The sequence below is a fragment of the Saccharomonospora saliphila YIM 90502 genome, assembly GCF_000383795.1.
Taxonomy (GTDB): domain Bacteria; phylum Actinomycetota; class Actinomycetes; order Mycobacteriales; family Pseudonocardiaceae; genus Saccharomonospora; species Saccharomonospora saliphila.
This window is the reverse complement of sequence record NZ_KB912685.1, coordinates 3066-5492: the sequence shown is the minus strand read 5'-3', so window position 1 is coordinate 5492 and position 2427 is coordinate 3066. Positions and strand designations below refer to the sequence as shown.

Genomic DNA, 2427 nt, shown 5'->3' with positions numbered 1-2427 from the left:
GTCCGGGGGAAGCGCACGCGGCGGGTCGGCGCGCCCGCTGAGCTGGTCCACCGTCACCGCGGACGCGAGTTCGGTCAACGCCGCCGGGTTGCCCCGGGCGAGGTCGAGCAGGCTGTCGCCGAGGTCCTGCGGTATCGCGCCGAGCCGGTCGCGTAGCAGTTCCCGTGCCGCGTCGTCGTCCAGCGGGCCCAGGCGCAGGGTCGGCAACCCGGTCAGCGACTCGGCGCGTCCTGGCGAGATCGCGTGGTCGGCGGCGAGCACGAGCAGCACACCGAGGTGGTCGAGCCTGCGGGCGGCGAAGCCGAGCGCGGAAAGCGACGCGGCGTCGAGCTCGTGCGCCGCGTCGACGCAGCACACCGTGGTGCCCTCGGCCGCGGCGGCGGCGAAGAGCGCGTGCGTGGCCGGGTGCGAGGCGCCCGGTCCGGTCTCCGGGTCCAGCGACAGCACCCGGCGCAACGCCTCCGCGTGTTCCTCGGGCAGGCGGGACAGCAGGTGTTCCAGTGGTCGCACCAGTTGGTGCAGTCCGGCGAAGGGCACGTCCGCCTCGGCGGCCGTCCCCCGCACACGCAGTACTCTGGCGCCGTCGGCGCGCGCGACCACCGCGTCGAGCAGGGTGGTCGTGCCGAGTCCGGGCCTGCCGAGGACCACCCGCGCCGTGCCCGTGCCCCGGGCCGCGTCGTCGAGTGCGCCGGTCAGCGTCGCGAGTTCCCGGTCGCGCCCGCGCACGGCGTGGGCGTGCGCGGGCGTGTCATCCCACACGGCGAGCATCTCGCCAGTGTTACCGCTCGGTCACCGCATGGAAAGACGTGTCCGGGAGAACCCTCCGATCAGCCGTTCTTCTCGTCCCGCCACGCGAGCCACCGGCGTAGCGTGTCCAGGTCGTAGTCCGGACCGCCCGCCGAGACCGTGAACAGGGTGATCCCCAGGTCGAGAAGCTGGTCGCCGGAGGCGGCCGGGTCGCCGTGCACACCCACCGACCGCTCGATCTCGCGCGGGTCGCGCCCGACGTCGGCGCAGTGCCGGTCGAGTACCTCGACCTTGCGGGCGGCGACCTCGACATCGCCGAAGCCGTGCCAGATGTCGGCGTGTTCGGCCACAAGGCGCAAGGTCTTGCGTTCCCCTCCGCCCCCGATCAGCACCGGGATCTTGCGGGTCGGCGCGGGGTTGAGCCGGGCCCACCGCTTCTCGATGCGAGGCAGTGCCTCGGCGAGATCGGCGAGCCTGCCGCCCTTCGTGCCGAACTCGTAGCCGTACTCCCGGTAGTCCTTTTCGAACCAGCCCGCCCCGATGCCGAGCACCGCCCTGCCGCCGCTGATGTGGTCGACGGTGCGCGCCATGTCGGCCAGCAGTTCGGGATTCCGGTAGCTGTTGCAGGTCACCAGGGCGCCGAACTCGACCCGGGAGGTGGCCTCGGCCCACGCGCCCAGCATCGTCCAGCATTCGAAGTGCTTGCCGTCCGGGTCGCCGGTCAGCGGGTAGAAGTGGTCCCAGTTGAAGACCAGATCGGCGCCGAGCCGCTCGGCCTCGGCGACAGTGCGGCGAATGTCGTCGTAGTCGGCGTGCTGGGGCTGCACCTGGAGCCCGATCCGGACCTGCCTGTGTCCTGTCGCGGTCATGGGTCCGACCCTAGTGAGATCGGCTCACACACGCGTGCCCGTCGCCCCGGACACGCGCCCTCGGACACGCTGGTGCGTGCGGGCGAGCCGCTCCGCCGCGATCCGTCCCGAGATCAGGACCGGGGGGATGCCGACGCCGGGCACCGTTCCGCATCCTGCGAGCACGACGTTGTCGACACCCCGGACCCGGTTGGCCGGGCGGAACGGGCCCGTCTGCGTGACGGTGTGTGCCAACGAGAACGGTGTTCCGGCCGCGAGCCCACGCGCGGCCCAGGTATCCGGTGTGACCACCTCGTCAACGGTGACATCGTCGGCGAAGGAGTCGAGGCCCCGTGCGGTGAGCGTGCGCAGCAGTTCGTCGCGGTAGGCAGGGGCCAGTCTCGGCCAGTCGAGCCGCCCGGTGCGCAGGTTCGGCGCGGGGGCGAGCACCGAGACCACGTGCCTGCCGGGCGGCGCCAGGGTGGGATCGGTCGCGGTCGGCCGGGTGAGCAGCAGCGACGGGTCGCTCATCAACGTGCCCTCGCGGGCGATCTCGGCGAACGTCGTCCGCCACGCGCCGCCGAAGAACAGCGTGTGGTGGTCGAGTTCCGGCCACGTCCGTGCGGTGTGCCCGTGCAGCACGACGGCCGAGGGGGAGAACCGCAGCGGCACAGGGCGGCGGGGCGTGCGGCCCAGCAGGGTGTAGGCCGTGGTCAACTCCGTGGCCAGCACCACCGCGTCGCATGCGACGCGCGCCCCGTCGGCGGTGTGGACGGCCCGCACCGTCGGCCCGGACCGCTCCAGCCGGGCCGCCCGTGTGTTCCACCGCAGT

General features: G+C 73.0%; 3 protein-coding genes. All 3 read right to left on the bottom strand.

The window, feature by feature from the left end; translation table 11 throughout:
- Positions 1–768, bottom strand: a 768-nt coding sequence (locus SACSA_RS26195; protein WP_048876810.1) for an AAA family ATPase, incomplete at its 3' end; no start/stop codon positions are given.
- Between the two features lie 59 nt (positions 769–827).
- Complete coding sequence (locus SACSA_RS0114115; RefSeq protein ID WP_019816550.1) at positions 828–1616, bottom strand: LLM class F420-dependent oxidoreductase; 789 nt, start codon at positions 1614–1616, stop codon at positions 828–830.
- A gap of 24 nt (positions 1617–1640) precedes the next feature.
- The coding region (gene crtI, locus SACSA_RS23015; RefSeq protein WP_048876812.1) for a phytoene desaturase family protein at positions 1641–2427 on the bottom strand (787 nt) is incomplete at its 5' end.

Excerpts from the sequence above, each read along its gene's own strand:
- SACSA_RS0114115 (WP_019816550.1), bottom strand. The coding sequence starts at position 1,616 with ATGACCGCGACAGGACACAGGCAGGTCCGGATCGGGCTCCAGGTGCAG.